The organism is Sphingomonas aliaeris (genome assembly GCF_016743815.1).
GTDB classification, from domain to species: domain Bacteria; phylum Pseudomonadota; class Alphaproteobacteria; order Sphingomonadales; family Sphingomonadaceae; genus Sphingomonas; species Sphingomonas aliaeris.
The window spans coordinates 353,848-370,888 of sequence record NZ_CP061035.1 but is presented as its reverse complement, the minus strand read 5'-3'; the positions used below and the strand labels follow the sequence as shown (position 1 = coordinate 370,888).

At 63.4% G+C, this 17,041-nt stretch carries 15 protein-coding genes and 1 tRNA gene; 6 read left to right on the top strand and 10 right to left on the bottom strand.

The genetic code is table 11. The features are described from left to right. Positions 1-3 precede the first annotated feature (3 nt). Positions 4-1,989: a TonB-dependent receptor domain-containing protein gene (locus H5J25_RS21265; RefSeq protein WP_225883274.1), complete on the top strand. Its 1,986-nt coding sequence runs from the start codon at positions 4-6 to the stop codon at positions 1,987-1,989. A gap of 408 nt (positions 1,990-2,397) precedes the next feature. Here the strand turns inward: H5J25_RS21265 and H5J25_RS01595 are convergent, their stop codons facing one another. Beyond that, entirely contained in the window at positions 2,398-2,601 is a 204-nt protein-coding gene (locus tag H5J25_RS01595; protein ID WP_202094063.1) for a helix-turn-helix domain-containing protein, read from the bottom strand. A gap of 133 nt (positions 2,602-2,734) precedes the next feature. Between H5J25_RS01595 and H5J25_RS01590 the strand changes: the two genes are divergently transcribed. Both H5J25_RS01590 and H5J25_RS01585 read left to right on the top strand, forming a co-directional pair. After that, positions 2,735-3,259, top strand: coding sequence for a hypothetical protein (locus H5J25_RS01590; RefSeq protein WP_202094061.1), 525 nt, complete (start codon positions 2,735-2,737; stop codon positions 3,257-3,259). Positions 3,260-3,488: 229 nt separating this feature from the next. Next, entirely contained in the window at positions 3,489-3,701 is a 213-nt protein-coding gene (locus tag H5J25_RS01585; RefSeq protein ID WP_202094059.1) for a hypothetical protein, read from the top strand. A gap of 101 nt (positions 3,702-3,802) precedes the next feature. Here H5J25_RS01585 and terL read toward each other — a convergent pair whose 3' ends face one another. The 4 genes from terL to H5J25_RS01565 form a co-directional block, all read right to left on the bottom strand. Further along, positions 3,803-5,278, bottom strand: a complete 1,476-nt coding sequence (gene terL, locus H5J25_RS01580; protein WP_202094058.1) for a phage terminase large subunit — start codon at positions 5,276-5,278, stop codon at positions 3,803-3,805. After that, a complete protein-coding gene (locus H5J25_RS01575) occupies positions 5,262-5,753 on the bottom strand; it encodes a DUF5681 domain-containing protein (protein ID WP_202094057.1) in 492 nt (163 codons plus the stop codon). Before H5J25_RS01575 ends, terL begins: the two co-directional genes overlap by 17 nt. Further along, complete coding sequence (locus H5J25_RS01570; RefSeq protein WP_202094055.1) at positions 5,698-7,089, bottom strand: site-specific DNA-methyltransferase; 1,392 nt, start codon at positions 7,087-7,089, stop codon at positions 5,698-5,700. Before H5J25_RS01570 ends, H5J25_RS01575 begins: the two co-directional genes overlap by 56 nt. A 569-nt stretch (positions 7,090-7,658) precedes the next feature. Then, positions 7,659-7,750 (bottom strand) — tRNA-Ser (locus H5J25_RS01565). A 227-nt stretch (positions 7,751-7,977) separates the two neighbouring features. Between H5J25_RS01565 and H5J25_RS01560 the strand changes: the two genes are divergently transcribed. Further along, a complete protein-coding gene (locus tag H5J25_RS01560; RefSeq protein ID WP_225883273.1) occupies positions 7,978-8,781 on the top strand; it encodes a DUF1134 domain-containing protein in 804 nt (267 codons plus the stop codon). 94 nt (positions 8,782-8,875) lie between these two features. Further along, the gene (locus tag H5J25_RS01555; RefSeq protein ID WP_202094053.1) at positions 8,876-9,307 is read left to right on the top strand and encodes a DoxX family protein; all 432 of its coding nucleotides are present in this window, start codon (positions 8,876-8,878) and stop codon (positions 9,305-9,307) included. Here H5J25_RS01555 and H5J25_RS01550 read toward each other — a convergent pair. Next, positions 9,304-10,629, bottom strand: a complete 1,326-nt coding sequence (locus H5J25_RS01550) for a dihydroorotase (protein WP_202094052.1) — start codon at positions 10,627-10,629, stop codon at positions 9,304-9,306. The two genes, H5J25_RS01555 and H5J25_RS01550, sit on opposite strands and share 4 nt — an antisense overlap. 69 nt (positions 10,630-10,698) lie before the next feature. Here H5J25_RS01550 and ygfZ point away from each other — a divergent pair, with 69 nt between their 5' ends. Beyond that, positions 10,699-11,412, top strand: a complete 714-nt coding sequence (ygfZ, locus tag H5J25_RS01545; protein WP_202095896.1) for a CAF17-like 4Fe-4S cluster assembly/insertion protein YgfZ — start codon at positions 10,699-10,701, stop codon at positions 11,410-11,412. A 7-nt stretch (positions 11,413-11,419) separates the two neighbouring features. Here ygfZ and H5J25_RS01540 read toward each other — a convergent pair whose 3' ends face one another. The 4 genes from H5J25_RS01540 to H5J25_RS01525 form a co-directional block, all read right to left on the bottom strand. Then, positions 11,420-12,721, bottom strand: coding sequence for a UDP-glucose dehydrogenase family protein (locus H5J25_RS01540; RefSeq protein WP_202094051.1), 1,302 nt, complete (start codon positions 12,719-12,721; stop codon positions 11,420-11,422). A gap of 554 nt (positions 12,722-13,275) precedes the next feature. After that, entirely contained in the window at positions 13,276-14,412 is a 1,137-nt protein-coding gene (locus H5J25_RS01535) for an OmpA family protein (protein ID WP_202094050.1), read from the bottom strand. 134 nt (positions 14,413-14,546) lie between these two features. Beyond that, entirely contained in the window at positions 14,547-15,050 is a 504-nt protein-coding gene (locus H5J25_RS01530; protein ID WP_202094049.1) for a DUF2793 domain-containing protein, read from the bottom strand. Positions 15,051-15,062: 12 nt separating this feature from the next. Continuing rightward, positions 15,063-17,036, bottom strand: coding sequence for a phage tail protein (locus H5J25_RS01525; RefSeq protein ID WP_225883272.1), 1,974 nt, complete (start codon positions 17,034-17,036; stop codon positions 15,063-15,065). Between the last annotated feature and the right edge of the window lie 5 nt (positions 17,037-17,041).

Below are 17,041 nucleotides of genomic sequence, written 5' to 3'. Positions count from 1 at the left end.
AGGATGGCCTGTCCGATCCCGGCTTCGAGCTGGAGGGCAGCTACGGTTCGTACCGTCGCCGGATGGTCGAAGCGCAGGCGGGGGGCAAACTGGGCGGCGGATTCGACCTGTTCGCCAGCGGTGATTATTTTCGCGAACGCGGCTGGCGCGATTTCTCGCCGTCCGAAGCGTACCAGCTGTTCGGCAAGCTCGGCTGGTCCACGTCCGGAACACGTCTCGCGCTGTTGGGCAGCTTTGCCGACACCGATCTCAACGGCAACGGGTTGCAGGAACAGCGCCTGCTCGCGCGCGACCGGTCGAGCGTCTACACCCAGCCTGATAACACGAAGAACCGCGCGACGCTGCTCAACTTCACCGCCGACCACGATCTGTCAGATACGGTGCAATTCTCGGGCAACGCCTTTTATCGCAACATCCGCACGCGCACCTTCAACGGCGACATCAACGACGATCTCGCTTGGCGAGAACCTCTACCAGCCGAGTGCTGCCGAGCGTACCGCTCTGACCCGCGCGGGGATCACCGGCTTCCCACTGTCGGGCGAAACGCAAGCCAACACCCCTTTCCCGCGTTTCCGCTGCATCGCCAACGCGCTGATCAACAGCGAACCGAACGAGAAGTGCAACGGCCTGATCAACCGCTCCGCCACGCGCCAGCACGAATTCGGCGGCACCGCGGAACTGGCGCTGACCGCGCCCGTCGGCGGGATGGACAATCGCCTGACGATCGGCACCAGCTATGTCCGCAGCAAGGCCGTTTTCACGCAGACCGCGCAGTTCGGCTATCTGACGCCGGCGCGCGCCATCGTCGCGGTCACCGGCCCCGGCGCGTTCGCCGACGGCACGCAGGATTCGGAGAACGCATTCGATGCGCGGGTCGATCTGTCCGGGAGAACCACCGGATTCAGCCTGTACGGCACCGATTCGCTCAGCCTGTCGCGCACGCTGAAGATCGACCTGTCGGCCCGCTTCGACCACACCGTCGTGAAGAACCGCGATCGCATGACGCCGGGCGGCGGCACGGGCTCGCTGGATGGTGATCATCGCTTCAACAAGCTCAATCCCGCCATCGCCATCGCGTGGAACCCGAGCGCCGCGTTCGGCATCGACGGCGCGATCGCGCAGACCAGCCGTGCCCCCTCGGCGATCGAACTCGGTTGCGCCGACCCGGAAAGCCCGTGCCGGCTGCCCAACGCGCTGGCCGGCGATCCCCCGCTCGATCAGGTCGTCGCGACGACGTTCGAAGGTGGCGTGCATGGTGCGGCCAAAGGTCTGACCTGGCGCATCGGTGCGTTCCGTGCCGACAGCCGCGACGACATCTTGTTCGTCGCCGACGACCAGGCCGGGTTCGGCTATTTCCGCAATTTCGGACGGACGCGCCGCCAGGGCATCGACGTGGATGCCAGCTACGCGCTCGGCCCCGTGCGATTGTCCGCGCACTACACCTATCTCGACGCGACCTATCGCAGCCCCGAGACGGTCGGCGGTTCCGCGAACAGCTCGAACGAAGGACCGGCGCCCGGCTTCGAAGGTGAGATCGACATCGAGAAGGGCGATCGTATCCCGCTGATCCCGCGCGACGTGTTCAAGGCGAGCATTGGCTGGGATGCGCTGCGGCAGGTGTCGCTCAATCTCGACATGATCGCCGTCTCGGGCGCGACGGCGCGGGGCAACGAGAATGGCGAGCACCGGCCGGACGGTGTCTATTATCTCGGCGAGGGACGCACGAAGGGCTACGCGGTGTTCAACCTTGGTGTGGACGTCCGACCGATCGAGCGGGTCACGCTGTTCGCGCAGGTCAACAACCTGTTCGACAGGGAATATGCCACCGCCGCGCAGCTTGCGGCGACGGGCTTCGACGCGACCGGCAATTTCGTCGCGCGTCCTTTCGCCGGACCGGTGATAGGCGGCGAACGCCCGCTGCTCGGATCCACCTTCTTCGCGCCCGGCGCACCGCGCTGGGTCCAGGTCGGTGCGAAGCTTCGTTTTTGACGGTGGATGGTTGTTGACGCACCGTCGTCGAGCGACATGTAGATGAGCGAACTGCCAAAATGCCTTCATCGGTCGGAGATGCGCTCAAACTAGATTTACCGCTTTTCCCTAGCCAACAGATCGCAGCTAATTCAGCCAACTGAACGAACGGCAGATTACTGCAATCGTTCGCCAAAAGCGGCCCGTCCGCCATCCACCAGCTTTCGACATTCAATTTCAATGCCGTCGCCCCGGGTGATCATGCAGCACCCAAAAAGAACTGAAGCACAAATATAAGCCAGCTCAGCGACTGCGGTGTCTCAGTGCCCCCTTCAACCTTTAGCCTCGTTCGATCGACACTTAGGTTGATACGGATCGTAGCGGAAACAGGTGCAGATCGAAATTGAGGCATCCTGATCGCATGGTGTTTTAGGCTAGTAACTCGCTGGGGCTCATGCCGAGCGGCCGAGCCAGCCGCTCGACGACGGTAATGGTAGGATTGCGAGCACCGCGTTCGATGTCACTGACATAGGTCCGATGAATACCGGCCTGATCGGCAAACTCTTCCTGGCTCCAGCCTTTCTCGAGGCGCAGGCGACGCAGGTTGGTAGCAAGACGCTGGCGGATATCCACGCCGGGACCATCACGCCGATGTCGACGTTCGATCTACAGACGATAAGTGACATTCGGCTTGATTTCAGAGAACGTTCGCGCATGACCGGTGTCACTGATTGTCGACATACTCGCATCGGGCATAAGGAGCGCCATGAGCCAGTTCATTCTTTTTATAGACGAGGCGGGAGCCGAATTTACCAAGGCTCGCACCACGCGGAAAAACGTGCGTGCGATGTACGACTGGAAGCCGATCACGCTACGACCGGTCGAAATTGTGTCGCTCGAAGTTATTGCCGATAGTGGCGCTGCACAGCGAGCAGCCGGCGGCTTCCTACTGCTTGGGCCGCTGGGTGCGGCAGCAGGCGTACTCTTGGGCAAGGGCCCAAAGGTCTTGTTCGAATTAATTTTGGCCGATGGCGAACGCAGACGCGGAATTGTTCAGCAGCGCGACTATGCGACGTTACGCAAGAAAATCGAGGCGATCCAGACATACCGCCCGGGACGATTAAGAAAGCAGATCGCCGTCATCGTGGGTGGGTTGGCGCTCCTGAGCGTGTGCATTGGTTTGGGACCGATTGGCGCTATCGTGCTGATCGGCTCTATCATCACCTTCACGACGATCCGAGGCAGCAGGCGTAAGCGGAAAGAGTCGCCTGCGCAGCTGGAGGTGTCGTGAGCAATTCCGTGCGCTGGGGTTGATGTTACCGCCCTCAAGGCCGGCTGCGCCGTCATGACTCTGAACTTCCCAGTCCCGACAATGATCGGCAACGATCAGCCCCGGGGGCGGCCGGCCAGGATCCGGCTGCGGGCGATTTCGACTTCCTCAAATGTCGTACATACGCGGCGGCAGGCCTTAATTTGAACTCGGATCGGGTCGCCTACCGATTGCTGATCCGCGCTAGCGTATGCGCGACGCGGAGCAGCTCTCGGCACTGGTCATTGATCTCTTGCAGCCGCCGGACCTTCGTCCGAAGGACATCTGGGTCGATAACTGCGGTCACGGCTTCGGCGCAGGCGTCTTCCATCAGCGCGCCAACCAAGACGCAATATCGCTGAGCGAGTTCATTTTCTTGGTTCACACTCTGCTACCTCCGGACGCTATTGACGCCCGGAACTGACGGACAAGTCCACCGCCAGCTTCACGAAATGTGACCATCCGGCGCAGTGTTCCACAGGTTCAGAGACGCCGTCTGCCGCGGTACGCCAACAGCGTCGCAAGCTATGGGCGACGTGGTGCCGTGACCCTGGAATCCCGCCCGCCGCTAGCCGCGGACCGCCCGCGGCGTTCCACGACCCACAACAGAAACTGGGTGATGCTATCGACCTGGTCGTCGTGCGTAGCACTCGGGAAGGCCAGCATTTCTCGTTTCAGGTCCGAGAGCCATGGCGCCGCTTCCGGCAATCTCACGAGGCCGGAATATAGCCGGTCCACGCCGACCGCCAAGCGTTCCGGCTTGCCCATGGTCGGCGTGTAGCCGTGCCGTTCGCACGTTGCGGCATGATGCTCAGGACGCCCCAAACAGCGATGATCGCGCGAAAGCTCGTTGAGCAATGCATGGCCCATCCCTGCTGCTTCGACAATGATCGCATCTGCCTTCCATCGCTTGCGCTCGCGACGCACCCGCTCCAACAGGTCAGCATAACTCAATCTGACCCGGGCAAGATCAAGAAGCAGCCACGCTGTCCCATCATATCCCCACGTTGTGCCGACAGAAAAATCCGACTTGGGACCATCGCACAACGCGGTGTCCCAACTCTGGGTGACATACAGGATCTGGTCGCGTTCCGGTGCTACCGCATACGTCTGAATACGAGTCCAATCGATCAGCGCACTTTCTGGCGGGGTTGGATTTTGCTGGTATTGCGCCTGGAAATCCGGCCCGCTCATCGCCTGTCGAAACTCATCGAGAATCTCACGCGGCTCGGTTCTTGGCTTTAGTAGATCGCCCGGCTCGCGCACATGCGTGCGACCGGACGAAAGGTGAAACACCTGCCTTTCTTCGGCGATCGCAGGAAGATTAAGGTGCTCAAACTTGAGGTCCTTGAGATGGGCGGCCAGATCTTCCTCGTGCAGACGCTGCTGCACCGCGATGATCGACCCGGAGGATTTATCGTTCAATCGGCTGACGAGTGTGTTGCCGTAGAAATGCCGCACGTTCTCACGCGCCACCGCGGAGCGTGCGTCGGCTGCCTTCATAAGGTCGTCGATGATGATCATGTCGCCACCCAAGCCAGTCAGCGTGCCGCCGAGCGAGCTCCCCATCCTGAAGCCATTCTGGCGCGTCCGAAACTCGCCGATGGTCGCGCGAGCCACATTCGTTGCAGTTTCCGGAAACACATGCGCGTACCAACCCGACCGCGCTACCTTCAGGAAATTGCGCGAGTGGTCTCGTGTCAGGTCGTTGGCGTAGGTAACATTGATGATCCGTTTGCTTGGATCACGACCCAACACCCACGCCGGCAGCGCAATCGAGGTCGCGATGGATTTGAGATGCCGCGGCGGAATGGTGATGAGCAGGCGCCGGAGATCGCCGCGCTCGACGCGGGCAAGGTAGTCGCAAAGGATTTCCAGATAGCGCCCGCGTTCAAGTTCCGCCGCCGGATCGATGGTCGCGAACACCCGTTCGACGAACACCTGCAGATCCGCGCGGCAGAGTTCGTTCAACACCGACGAGATGTCATGAGGGGCGTTCATCGCCGCCCCCTGTGCCCCGAGCCATAAAGGCTTCCAGCAACTCGATCTCCTTACGAGGATCGGTATCCATCGGCGGAAGCGCTACATCGGACGAAGCCGGATCCTCGCCATATTTAAGGCAGGCCTCGATCGCCTTGTGATCACCTTTCAGCGCCTTCTCTACAAGCCGCATGGCGATCGCTTCCCGCTTGGAAACCTTCGTTACCCGGCCGTTGACCGAAGCGTTGACGGCGCGGTCCAGTTCACGCTGCAAAAGCGTGCGAAAGTCCTTCGTGCCCGGTGGCCGGCCACGGGGGTTGCCAGACTTGCCTGGTTTGAACTGGTACTCCCGCGGGGGTTTACCCCGCGTGACGATATAGGGATCGGCCGAAAGATCGCCCTCGGCTCCGGCGTGCGGATTGTATGACATGATGGCCCCCTCATGCTGCGCGCCGCGTGCGGACACGCGCGGGAGGAAGGTCATGAGCGCACGCATCCGTGGACTCCGACCGCCTGACCCGCATCTCGCGGAACGTCAGACCAGTCGACTCAAGCCGTGCCTCTTGGCCTGAGAAATCTTGCCAGCGTACGATCGTCGTATCGACGTATAGCGGGTCCAGATCCATTGCCGCACCGCGCCGACCACTATCCTCGGCCGCTACGATCGTGGTGCCGCTCCCGGAGAATAGGTCCAGGACCAGATCACCGCGCGCTGTCGAATCCAGCAGCGCGTCGCGTACCAGCGCCAGGGGTTTCACGGTCGGATGCATTTCACGTGCGCGCGCCTTCTCGGCGCCGAACCCATTGACCCCAGGATAACACCAGACGTTATGCCGGTCTCGACCGTGCTTGCCCAGCTGCACGCGGTTGCGCCGACCATCACCCGGTTTTGCAAAAAGAAAGATGAGTTCATGGCGTGACCGATAAAAGCTCCCCATTCCACCCGAGCCCTTATCCCAAACGATGAGGTTGAGCAGTTCGAAACCCGCAAATTTTCCGGCGTCGAGCACGTTTTGCATGTGCCTGAAGTCCATGCACACATAGGCGAGGCCGCCTGGTATCAGCGCATCGCTCAGGCGCTGGAATGTTTTCTCAAGGAACCCAGTAAACTCTGCATCAGTCATCTCGCCCGATGCCATAACGAACTCTTCGTGCTGCCCGGCGCCCGTCACATGCCCGCCGATTCTTACGTTATAGGGAGGGTCGACGAACACAGTGCGTACCTGGTCCGTCTTGAGCAGCGTTTGTAAATTTGATGGATCCGTGGCATCGCCGCACAGGATGCGATGGCGGCCGAGCAACCACAGGTCGCCAAGCCGGGTGGTCGGCTTCTGCGGCAGGGGGACGATCTCATCGCCGTGATCGACCGCATCTGCGCCGAACATCAGCGCGTCGACCTCCGGTTCGAGAAATCCCGTAACGTCTAGGCTGAAGCCTAGATCAAGTTCGACAAGGTCGCTGAATTCCAACTTCAGGACCGATTTATCCCAGCCCGAAAGCGTTGCGAGCTTATTCTCCGCGAGCACGAACGCCCGCTTCTGCTCGGTGTTCAGGTGGGACAACGTAACTACCGGAATGCTCTCCAAACCAACCAAGATCGCCGCTTCGACACGCGCGTTGCCGGCGATAATCTTGTCGTCCTCGTCGACCAGCACGGGAACGGTAAACCCGAATGTCTCGATACTACTGACGATCTGCCGAATTTGGCTTTTAGGATGCGTACGAGCTTTACGCCCAATTGCCGCAAGGGAGCCAGGCGCCATGTAGCGCACTTGGAGAAGAAGTTCAGAAGACAGGGCGAGCGAATTCGCCCCCATAATCGGAGTAGTCATGATAATTCTCTATACTTGATGAAATTCAGTCGGAGGCAACTACTGCATTGACTGAAATTTCGGGATGAAAGGACGAAAGGGAACTTGCGCGCAAGTTGGCGCAGCGCCTCAACCGTTTATGCTAACCCGATGCTCGGGCTCGTCCCATCATCCATAAGCACACCATGATCTATCTACCGCCCGCAAAATAGGTGGCCCTGATCGGGCTTCAAGCAGTTGGGAAGGATTTTAGCTTTTGTTCCGTGGGATCCGTGACCCTGCACGGCACCGTGCTAATAAGCACTGCAAAGCAAGCATCTCCGCAGGGCCGGACCTCGAATTTGTTCGGACCGAGCAGCTCGGTGGTCGCATCAACCCTGTTAATCCCAGTTGTTGCAGGTCTAGACATCAAGCAGAATGTGGTTGGATTGCCATTAGGTACCAAGGGGAAATGGCCCTGAGAAACGTGCGGGAAAACGTCGATTTCGGTCTGTATCAGACGCTCCGTGGTACCGAAGCCAACAGAAACGGCGCAGTTTTGCGGCGTTTTTGCCAAAAAACCTCGGCAAGCCATATCACGCGAAACTAGGTGGCGGAGACGGAGAGATTCGAACTCTCGGTACCCTTTAAGAGGTACGACGCTTTAGCAAAGCGTTGGTTTCAGCCACTCACCCACGTCTCCGGACCTGGCGGCAAGCCGCGTCTATAGCGTCGGCTTGGCGAAGGATCAACGGGGTTCGACACCGGAATCGCGCGATATCGTCGCTGGACCTATCGCCGGTCGCCGCAAAAGCAACGCGGCTTGTCGCGCGGTTCATTGCCGGGCAAGCTGCTCTGGCGCACCGTCTTCGGGTCGAAGGGTGCGGTGCTGGGGGAATGTCGATGCGCAGGGTTATTGCTACGGTTCTGATGACGGCGCTGATGCTCGGGTCCGGGCCGGTGATCGCGCAGGATACCGTGCGCACGATCGATCCGAACCAGGCGATCGATGGCGATCTCTCCGCGCCCAGGGGGCAGACGCCACGCGTCCAGACGCCGCCCCGCGTGCAGGTGCCGCCGCGGATCCAGCCGTCTCAGGCGGACACGCCCACTGCGCCGCCCGCTTACCCGCCCTATAATCCGCCGGCCGCCGCTCCGCTTGCCGCAACGCCCCCTGCCGCGGCCCTTCCTGCCGACCAGCAACAGGATGCAGCGCGCGAGGGTGCGACTGCGGTTGCCGCAAGCAGCCAGACCTTCGATCGGCCCGAGCTGCTGGCGGCGGCGGAGGGCGTGTTCGGCAAGGGGACCGCGGGCCTGGCCGGCATGCTCGAGAAGATCCTGAAGGAACAGGGGCAGCCCAATGCCTATGTCGCCGGGCGAGAAGCGGGCGGCGCGTTCGTCGTCGGTTTGCGCTACGGCAACGGTCAATTGTTCCACAAGATCGAGGGCGAGCAACCGGTGCACTGGACGGGACCATCCGTCGGCTTCGATATCGGTGGCGACGCCAGCAAGGTCTTTGTCTTGGTGTACAACCTCTACGACACCGAGGAGCTGTACAAGGGCCGGTTCGCCGCGGGCGAAGGGCGGCTGTTCTTCATCGGCGGGTTCGCCGCGACCTATCTGCGCAAGGGCGACAAGGTCGTCATCCCGATCCGGCTGGGCGTCGGCTGGCGGCAGGGCGTCAATCTCGGCTATATGAAGTTCACGCACAAGACGAACTGGTTCCCGTTCTGACGCGCGGCCGGGGGCGGCGAAGCCGGATCGGTCCGGTCGCCCCCTACGCTGAACGGCTTTGCCCGCGCCGTGATAAGCGCTTACCGCGGGTGGGATGAACACTGATCTCGCCCCGCGTCAGAAGCGCATGCGCACCGTATTGCGCGTGTTGCTCGCTACCGCCTATCTCGCAGCGGGGGTTCTTCACCTCTACATCCCGGCGCCGTTCCTGCGCATCACCCCCGCCTGGGTCCCCTATCCGATCGCGGTGATCGCGCTGACCGGATTGTGCGAGGTTGCCGGCGCGATCGGGCTGATGGTTCCGCGCCTGCGCTGGCGGGCAGGCGTCATGCTCGCCGCCTATGCGGTGTGCGTTTATCCGGCGAACATGAAGCACGCTTATGACCAGGTCGTCGTCGCGGGCGAATTGCACAGCCTGTGGTATCACGCCCCACGCCTGATGTTTCAGCCGGTGATCGTGTGGTGGGCGCTGTTCGCGGGCGGCGTGACCGACTGGCCGTTCCGCCGCCGCCGGGCATTTTCCTAGCCGAAATCCACGCCTTCGAAGCGGATCGGTTCGCCGATCGCCGCATCGGCCAGCGCGCCATCCCACATCACGCGATGTCCGCGCACGACCGTTCCGATCGGCCGCCCGGTAATCTCCATCCCCGTGAACGGCGACCAGCCGCAGCGCGACGCCAGCCAGTCGTCGGTGATCGTCCAGCGCGCCTTCAGGTCGACGATCGAGAAGTCGGCATCGTATCCGACCGCGATCCGCCCCTTGCCGGAGATGTTGAACACACGTTGCGGGCCCGCGCTCGTCAAATCGATCACTCGCGCCAGCGTCGTGCGGCCCTCCGCCACATGGTTCAGCATCAGCGGCAGCATCGTCTGCACGCCCGGCATGCCGCTCGGTGAATCCGGGTAAGGCTTGCCCTTCTCCTCCAGCGTGTGCGGCGCGTGGTCCGACCCGAGAATATCCGGCACGCCCTGCTGCAGCCAGTACCACAGCCCGTCGCGGTGCGCGCCGGACCGGATCGGCGGATTCATCTGCGCCAGCGTCCCCAGCCGCGGATAGGCTTCCTCGCCCGCCAGCGTCAGGTGCTGCGGCGTCACCTCGCACGTCGCGATGTCCTTGTTCTGGCCAAGCAGCTCCAGTTCCGCAGGCGTGGTGACGTGCAGCACATGGATCCGCCGCCGTGCCGCGCGCGCCAGCGCCAGGATCCGCCGCGTCGCTAACAGCGCGCTCTCGTCGTCGCGCCACACGGGATGCGAACTCGCATCCCCCGCGATCCGCTCGCCCGCCCGGGCGTTCATCCGCGCTTCGTCCTCGGCATGGATCGCGACGCGGCGATGCCCGGACGCCAGCACGTCGGCGAGCGAGGAATCCTCCGATACCAGCAGGTCGCCGGTCGAAGCGCCCATGAAGATCTTCACCCCCGCCGTCCCGGGCAGGCGCTCCAACTCGGCGAGATCGGCGGCGTTGTGGTTGGTCGCGCCGACATAGAAGGCATGGTCGCACCACATCCGGTGATGCGCGCGCGACAGTTTCTCGCCGATCGCCTCGGCCGAATCCGTGTTCGGCTTCGTATTCGGCATCTCGAACACCGCGGTCACGCCGCCCAGAACGGCGGCCCGCGCGCCGCTTTCCAGATCCTCCTTGTGCATCAGGCCGGGCTCGCGAAAATGCACCTGCGTGTCGATCACGCCGGGGAGGATATCCAGCCCCATACAGTCGATCGTCTCGCCCGCATCGCCCCGCGCGCCGATCTCCACGATCTTGCCGCCACGAACGCCGATATCGGTCCGTGCAGGACCACTCGGCAGATGGACGGTACCACCCGTCAGGATCAGATCGAACGTCGCCATGCCTGCCTCTTTCGCCCGCCGGCGATGCCGGCACTTCTATTAGCCCGCCCGCACCCCTACCTGTTCGTCATGCCCGAAACCACCCTCCCCGATCGCGCGCTGCTCCGGATTTCGGGGACGGACGTCCGCGGCTTCCTGCAAGGTCTGGTCACCGCCGACGTGAACGGCCCGTTGCCGGCCTGGTCTGCCTTGCTCAGCCCGCAAGGCAAGGTGTTGTTCGACTTCATGTTATGGGCGGATGGCGACGACATATTGGTCGATTGCGAGACCGCACAGGCGGACGCCCTGGCCCGTCGCCTGTCGATCTACCGCTTGCGCCGTCCGATCCAGATCACGCCGGACGAGACACTCGCGGTCCACTGGTCCAACGACACGACACAGGGCGCCCCCGACCCCCGCCTGCCCCAACTCGGCCACCGCTGGCTCGCCCCCGCAACGTCACCTGCACCGGGATGGCTCGCACACCGCCTGTCGCTCGGCGTGACCGAAGGCGTCGCGGAACTCGGCAGCGACAAGACCCTATGGCTCGAATGCAATGCGCGCGAGCTGAACGGCGTCAGCTTCACCAAGGGCTGCTATGTCGGTCAGGAAAATACTGCGCGGATGAACTATCGCAGCACGGTCAACCGCCGGCTCGTCGTTGCACCGCTCGACGCTCCGGGCGATCGCACGCGGATCGCCTATCCGGATCTTAAGCTGATGGTCGAGCATCGCCGCGTGGATGCGCTCGGCGATGCCCTGATACCCGATTGGCTTGCGGTCGCGCTCGCACCGCAGGACTGACGCCCGTTCAGCGCCCGATCGACGAATAGGCGAACCCCGCCCGCTCCGCATCGCTCGGCGGATAGACGTTGCGCAGATCGACCATCACAGGCGCATTCATCGCGGCCGCCACGCGCTGCAGGTCGAGCGCGCGGTACACGTCCCACTCCGTCACGATCACCACTGCATCGGTACCCTGCACCGCCTCATAGGCGTCGTTGCAGTAATGCAGGTCCGGCATCAGCGCCTTTGCGGCCTCCATGCCCTCCGGGTCGTGCGCACGCACCGTGACGCCGGCATCCGTCAGGCTCTGCACGATCGCCAGGCTGGGGGCGTCACGCATATCGTCCGTATTGGGCTTGAACGTCAGCCCCAGGATCGCGACCGTCTTGCCCTTGCCCTCGCCGCCCAGCGCCTTCAGCACCTTGCGGCCCATCGCCCGCTTGCGGTTGTCGTTGACCGACACGACCGCCTCGACGATCCGCACCGGCGTCTCGTAATCCTCCGACGTCTTCAACAGCGCCAGCGTATCCTTGGGGAAGCACGACCCGCCATAGCCCGGACCTGCATGCAGGAATTTCTTCCCGATCCGGTTGTCCAGCCCGATCCCGCGGCTGACGTCCTGCACATCCGCACCGACCGCTTCGCACAGATCGGCGATCTCGTTGATGAAGGTGATCTTCGTCGCAAGGAACGCGTTCGCCGCATATTTGATCAGTTCTGACGTGCGCCGCCCGGTGAACAGGATCGGGCTCTCGTTCAGGTATAGCGGCCGATATATCTCACGCATCACCTGCTTGGCGCGTTCGTCCTCGGTTCCGATGACGATCCGGTCCGGCCGCTTGAAATCGCCGATCGCCGCACCTTCGCGCAGGAATTCGGGGTTGGAGACGACCGCGACGGCATGATCCTTGACCAGCTCGTTCATGATCTCCTCGACCTTGTCGCCCGTCCCCACCGGCACGGTGGATTTAGTGACGATCACGATCGGGCCTGTCACCGCCTCGGCGATCTCGCGGCTGGCGGCGAACACATAGGACAAGTCGGCATGGCCATCGCCGCGGCGCGACGGCGTGCCCACCGCAATGAACACCGCATCCGCCCCGTCCACCGCGCTCTTCAGGTCGGTGGTGAATTTCAGCCGCCCGGCGGCCACGTTCGCCGCGACGAGATGATCCAGCCCCGGCTCGAAGATCGGCATCTTGCCCGCTTCCAGTGCAGCGATCTTGCCCGCATCCTTGTCGACGCACGTAACCTCATGCCCGAAATCGGAAAAACACGCGCCCGATACGAGCCCGACATAACCAGAACCGATCATCGTAATACGCATCGTCTATATGCTCGCTAATTGTGGAAGGGCGCCCGTCCAATCCTCTAGCCGATGCGGCGACAATTGCCAGTTAATCGATCGCGTGGACTGTGCCGTTGTTGAATTCCTGAAGACCGGGCGCAACCCATAAGGACAGGCATCGGCGGGTATTCGCACGCGCTGCTACGATCGCACCGCCCCTTGCGGATAGCCGCCAACGAACGGCGATCGATCGTCAGGGCTGGCCGGACCTGTCGGGCTTGTACGGGCAGATTTCCGCCACGCTGAAGAAAACACCGGACAATCCCGCCAGGACGAGCGGCAGCATCGTATCGCCGGCGACCTTCATCATGTCCTTGTCCAGCAATCCGACTACGATCAGCAGGCTGCTGGTGAAGCTCGCGGCGTGAAACGCGACGGTGGTTTTCGCGCTGATATGGGCGACATGGAAGGGCGGGATTGGACCGGACCGTATATCCCGGGAGGCGCCGCTTTCAGACCATCTTCGCCAGACAAACAAAAAGGAGGCCGGTTTGCACCGACCTCCCTGATGTTGTTGCCCAAAGGCGCTAGGCTTAGTTGCCCGAGCCAGGACCGTACTGGATTTCCACACGCCGGTTTTCCAGCTCGCGAACGCCATCGGCGGTCTCGACACGCGGACGGCTCTCACCGAACGCCTGGGTCTGGATGACACCTTCCGGAACCGCATGCGATGCCAGATATGCCTTCACCGAGTCTGCACGACGCTGCGAGAGTGCAACGTTGTATGCAGGGGCACCCGACTTATCGGCGTGACCGGCCAGCATGACCTGCGTGTTACCGCAGTTCTGGTACTGCGAGATCGCACCGTCGAGCAGCGACGCTGCCTGCGGGGTGATGTCGGACTTATCCCACTCGAAGAACACGATATACGGTCCAGGAGCGCACACCACTTCAGCAACCGGAGGCGGCGGCGGCGGGGGCGGAGGAGGCGGCGGGGGCGGAGGCGGCGGCGGAGGAGGTGCTGCCGGTTCGCCGAAGTTGTACGTCAGGCCACCCAGGATGCTGTGCGACCGGAAACGACCGTCGATACCGCGGCCGTTCACGTCGACCAACTTCACGTCGGTTGCGGTGAAGAAGCGATACTTGAACGTGACGTCTACATGATCGCTCAGCGGAGCGCGGACGCCCGCCAGACCCTGATAGGCAAAGCCCGTGTCGGAGTCGTTGAGGAACGAACCATTGTTGTTCAGCGCGTAGTTCGCTTTGACGCGAGCTACACCGACACCGCCGCCGACGAAGCCCTGAATGCCGTTGTCGTCACCGAAGTCGAGCAAGCCGTTCAGCATGAAGCTGAGTGCCGACGTGCGACCACCGGCATAACCGTAGTTGCCAGCAGCGATGCTGCCGACCGTCGTACCGTTTGCGAGGTAGGCCGGCGTTGCCACCGTCGAGTTGATGCCATCGAGCGTTGCCGTACGATAACCGACTTCCGTTTCGATACGAACCGGACCGAAGTCGTAACCAATGACGCCATCGACGTCATAACCATAGTTATGGTCGATCGATGCGCTACCGTTGCCGGCAGCAGTCACGCCGGTGATGTCGAACTTGATGTCCTCTACGATCATCGCGCCACCTTCGACGCCCACGTACCACGTATTATCGCGGGCGAGAGCTGGTGTGGCGAGAGCAGTGGAGGCAAGCGCCATAGTGATGGCAAGCTTCCGCATAAAAATCCCCTTTCGTCGTTGTCACTCGGACAGCGCAAACTCCCCTACTCAATGGTTGGTTTCCACGCAAGCGCACAAATACTGGGCATTGTTGCCAATAAGCAACACGGCCGCGGGGGCTAGATCAACGTATGTTAGCTTGCGATCAGTCCGTGACCACGCAATGCAGCAAGGATTTCGACAAGAGTCTCGCGCGCCTCGACGTCGATGATAGACCCGCCCGAAGCGATGGGTATTCCCGCTCTGCGCGGCCCCAAAACATCGTTCCCCGCAATCACGACTTTGCTGCCGCGAAGCTCTCCCAAAATCCAACTTCCGTCTGAATATCGAGCGAAGTCAGCAGCTTCCTCAATCCACACCGTCATGCCCGGGATCGGCGCAGCGAAGCGCCAGCCGCCGTCCGTCCATCCGGCCAGCGCGTCCGCGTGGCCGGACCAGTCGCCCGCAGGCATCGATCCGACCACCCAGGCCTGCCCCGAAACGGGTGCCGATGGCGGCGTATTTAGACCTAAAGACACGGCATTTGCGTGCATTAGGAGGTCCAGCTGAGTCAGGGCCTCGTTATGGGACGATTCTTTTTGCGCCTGTCCCGGTCGAATCGTCGGCAGCCCCAATCGTGGCGTCATATCGTCGTTCATCGCATCGCTCCTTCACCCGTTCGGCAAGACTGTTTCGGTCGCGATCGATTCGCCGTTCGACCCGATCTGGCTGATCCGGACGGTCGCCGATCCGCCGCTCCGATCGTTCGCCGAAATGACGATCTCGGGAACCGGAACTTCGGCCGCGCGCACCCCGCCATCGGCCCGGATCACCGTCACCCGGTAAGCCTCGCGTTCCTCGCCCAGCGGCGCGTCGACCCCGTCGATCCAGCGCCATCCCGATTGGCTGCGTCTTACCCATCGGATCCGGGCGTCGCCTCCGGGCAACACCTGGCTGTGCAGATGGACCGGGCCGGGCGGGATCACGGAAACGCCCCGCACTGCGGTATCGCTCTCGACGGGACCCGCTTCGTCGCCGATTCCCGAGGCCAGCACGCGCACCGTCACCCCCTTCGCGGAGAGGGGCAGGTCGATCGTCGCGAGGTTTTCCGCCTCGATCAGGACGAAGCTGTTTCCCACCACCTGCGTCCCGATTTCAGCCTCCGTGCCGCGCCGCCCGCGCCAGAGTTCCGACAGCCGCCACCGCCGCGCGCCGATCTGTTCCGCGCGTCCGAACTGTAGCAGCTCGTCGCCGGCCAGCGCGATGTTCGCCCCCGCCGCCAGTCCCCTCATGTCCGCATCCGCCAATGCCATCTCGTCATGCGCCAGGTCGACGTCGAAGCTGTTCACCCGGTCCGTGATGCTGGCCGATCCGATCCCCGGCGCGCTCGCCAGCACGCCGATCGTCGCCACGCCCACGGTTGCGCCCGCCGCGTTCCACTGCGCCCCGTCGTCCAGACTGTAGAGCAACGCCGCCCGCCGCCATCCGGGCGCGCTGCCCGCAGCCGCGATCGTCAGCCGCGGCGCGTTCGACACCGCATCGTCCAGCCGCGGTATCTCGAACGCATGCACGATCGTCCGCCCGGCAATAGCATCCGGCGCGGGCAGGAACCGTCCCGGACTGGCGCTCACCGGGGCGGTCGCGCTCGCCAGCCGCACGCAGCCGAGCTTCACGACCATCCCCTCGAACGACCAGCTCGCCACGCGGTACACCCCCGGCGCGCCTGCGATCGTCACGCAGGCACCCGGCCCCACCGCCAGATCGCCCCAGCCGAGCGCCAGCGTCCGGCGTTCCCGCCCCGTCTCGGCCCGCGCGATCGCCGCCTCGGCCAGCGTCTTGGCATGATCGGCGGACAAGGCGGCGGGCAGTTCTATCCGCTCCTCGCGCCGCCCCGGCCCCGGCCGCCGCGCACGCTGCAACCCGGTCTGGAAATCGCGCGCCGGGTCGTAATGCGCGATCGTCATGCCCGCCGGCACCGTCTCCAGCGCCGCAATGGCCCGCTCGCCGACCTGCCCGATCCGCTCCCCACCCGAAAATCCGTCGTCGCGAAGCTCGGCCACCGGCACGGAAGCCCCGCGCATCCGCAGCACGCCCCCCTCCGGCGCGAACCACGCGCCGCTCGCCGCCGCCAGCATCTCCAGCACCGACCTTGTATCGCCGTATGCCGCAAAGCCCGTCCACTCCGCCGCGCCCTCCGCCGCCTTCACCTGCCCGCGCGATACGTCGCGCGCGATGCCCTCGACGCTCACCGCCCCCGCATCTCCGATCACCTCGAAGGTCAGCGACGGGATGCGGTTGCCGTAATCCGCCAGTTGCAGGTCTTCGAACACCGCATAGGCGATCCCGCGATGCGCCGGCGCCAGCCCGCCTTCCGCCGCCGCGATCAAAGGATCGGCCGCCTGCCCCTCACCCCCCCGGTGCAGCCGGAACCCGGTCGAAACCTTGAAGTCCCCCGCCGCCCCGCGCAGCAACTTGCCGTCCGCCCAGATCCGGCCGACCCCGGCGATCGGCCGTCCCGACAGCGCCACCGCGAACGATGCCGAATAGCTGTAGCTCGCCACGCTCGGCTGGCCCTTGCCGCCGCTGCTCGTGCTGCGGCTCTCGCGCAGGTCGGTCGCCCAGATCACGCATCCGCCGATCCGCATCGTGC